Source organism: uncultured Methylobacterium sp., assembly GCF_964242245.1.
Lineage (GTDB): Bacteria > Pseudomonadota > Alphaproteobacteria > Rhizobiales > Beijerinckiaceae > Methylobacterium.
Window position 1 is genome coordinate 1 of the sequence record NZ_CAXTBY010000222.1, and the last position, 2,616, is coordinate 2,616.

The window sequence follows — 2,616 nt, forward strand, 5'->3', positions numbered from 1 at the left end:
GCGGGCGGCACGCCGCCGGCCTCGATCGCCGCGCCTGCCGTCAGGCACAGGTCCTCGCGGAAGCGGGCCGCCACCACCTGCACGCCGACGGGACTGGTGCCGGAAAGTCCCGTCGCGACGGTGAGCGCGGGCACCCCCACCAGCGCCAGGCCGGACTGGAGGAGCTGCGCCTCCCACACCGCCGCGAGCGCCGCCTCGCCCGTCAGGTCGAGCCCGTCGGCGAAGGGCAGCTCGGCCGAGACCGGCACCAGCAGCACCGGGTACGCGTCGAGGAAGCGCTGCCAGTCGCGCACGAGCGTCGCGCGCCGGGTGAGCGCCGCGGCGATCGCGTCCGGCGCCAGCGCCTCGGCCCGCGGGCGGAAGGCGCGCATCAGGGCGAGCGCGCCCGGATCGCCCTCGCGCTCGGCCGCGGCGGCCAGCGTCGCGAACCCGTCGCCGAGCCAGAGCCGCACCTGAAGCTCGGCGGCCTCGCGGATCGGCGGCGTGTCGGCGATCTCCTCCACCTGCCAGCCCGCCGCTTCGAGCCGCCGGCCGGCATCGCGCAAAGCCGCCTCGACCGCGGGGACGATCGCGAGTCCGCCGGGGCGCAGGCACAGCGCCGCCCGGCGCGGCGCGGGCGGCCCTTCGAGGGGCGCGGGCACCCACCACGGGTCGCGCGGATCGCCCGCCGCCATCGCCGCGAGCCCGAGGCGCAGGTCCGCGATCGTGCGGGCGATCGGGCCGGACACCGCCATCAGTTGCGGGCCGATGCCGCGCTCCGGCCCCGACGCGTTCCAGGCCGGGACGCGGCCGAGGCTCGGGCGCAGCCCGTGGACGCCGCAGGCGTAGGCCGGATAGCGCACCGAGCCGGCGATGTCGGTGCCGTGCGCGAGCGCGCCGATGCCGGCCGCGACCGCGGCCGCCGCCCCGCCCGAGGAGCCGCCCGGCGTCAGGCCCGGATCGCGCGGGTTCCTCGTCGCGCCGTGCAGCCGGTTGTCGGTGAACCAGCGCAGCGAGAAGGCGGGCGTGTTGGTGCGCCCGAGGAGCACCGCGCCGGCCCGGCGGAGGTTTGCCACCACCGGGCTGTCGTGCGCCGCCACGAGGTCGCGCTGGAGCGTCACCCCGTTGGTGGTGGCGAACCCCGCCTGATCGGCGTTGACCTTGGTCGTCACCGGCACGCCGGCGAGCGGCCCCACGGCCTCGCCCCGCGCCAGCGCGGCGTCGATCGCGTCGGCCTGGGCCAGCACCGCGTCGGGCCGGTGCTCGACCACGGCGTTGATCCGCCCGTTGACGGCGTCGAGCCGCGCCAGCGCATCCCGCGCCACCTCGCGGGCGGAGACGGCGCGGGTGCGGATCGCGTCCGCGAGGTCGGTGGCGGGCAGGCGCCAGAGGTCCATGCTTCTGTCTCCGTTCGGGGCCGGCGGCTCGCAGGCGGCGGGCCTCACGCCGCGCTGTCCGCGATCAGCCGCCGCACGAAGGCGGCACAGGCGGCGAGCTCGGCCGTCTCCACGTACTCGTCGGCCCGGTGCGCCCGCGCGATCGAGCCGGGGCCGATCACGACGGATGGCACGCCGCCCAGCACCCGGAACAGCCCGCCCTCGGTGCCGAACGAGACCTTGGCGTGGCTGTTCCGGCCGGCCAGGCGCTTGGCCAGCGTCACGAGGTCGGAGTCCGGCTCGGTGTCGAGGCCGGGATAGGCGACCAGCTGCGCCACGTCGACGCCGCACGTCGCGTCCTTGCCCGCCATCTCGGCGGCCAGGGTCCCGGTGGCGAAGGTGATCGCCCGGGCAGCGAGCGCACCGGCGTCGTCCGCCGCGATCGCGCGAAACTCGAACTCGACGTGGGCCCGATCCGGCACGATGTTGAGCGCCGTGCCGCCGTGGACGATGCTGCTGAGACCCGTGGTGTGGGGCACGTCGTAGAGCGGGTCGCGGGCGCCGGAGGCCGCCAGTTCGTCGGCCAAGCACCGGACGTGGTCGATGAAGCGGGCGGCGTACTCGACGGCGTTGACGCCCGTGGGCGCGAGTGCTGAGTGGCAGCCCTTGCCACGGAAGGTGACGCGGGCGGCGTGCTTGCCTTTGTGGCCGGTGACGACCTCCATGCCGGTCGGCTCGCCGACGAAGCAGCCGAGCGGCGCCACGCCCATCGCCCGCATCCGCGCGATCAGCGGGCGCACGCCGAGGCACCCGACCTCCTCGTCGTAGGAGATGGCGAGGTGGAGCGGCCGCACGAGGGGCGCCGCCGCCATCTCGGGGAGAGCCGCGAGGCAGACGGCCAGAAACCCCTTCATGTCCGAGGTGCCGCGCCCGTAGAGCTTTCCGTCGACCTCGGCCAGCCGGAACGGATCGTGCGACCAGTCCTGGCCCCCCACCGGCACCACGTCGCTGTGGCCGGACAGGACGTAGCCCGGCACGTCTGACGGCCCGACGCTGATCCACAGCGCCGCCTTCTGCCCGGTGGCGTCCACCACCCGCTCGACCGCGGCCCCGTGACCGCGGCAGAACGCCTCGACCCAGTCGACCAGCGGGAGGTTCGAGCGCGCGCTCGTGGTGTCGAAGGCGACGAGCGTCGCGAGGATGTCGTGCGGGGTGTGCGGCGCGGGCGTCGGCATGCGGTCCTTCTCAAGCGGTGGTGCCG

Annotated in this window: 2 protein-coding genes; both read right to left on the reverse strand. The window is 76.1% G+C overall.

The genetic code is table 11. The annotated features are described in order from the left end of the window. Positions 1-1,376 (reverse strand): amidase family protein (locus tag ACFE8Y_RS21630; RefSeq protein WP_375466420.1); only part of this gene is annotated, 1,376 nt, incomplete at its 3' end. A gap of 44 nt (positions 1,377-1,420) precedes the next feature. Next, positions 1,421-2,590, reverse strand: coding sequence for an acetylornithine deacetylase (gene argE / locus ACFE8Y_RS21635; RefSeq protein WP_375466421.1), 1,170 nt, complete (start codon positions 2,588-2,590; stop codon positions 1,421-1,423). Between the last annotated feature and the right edge of the window lie 26 nt (positions 2,591-2,616).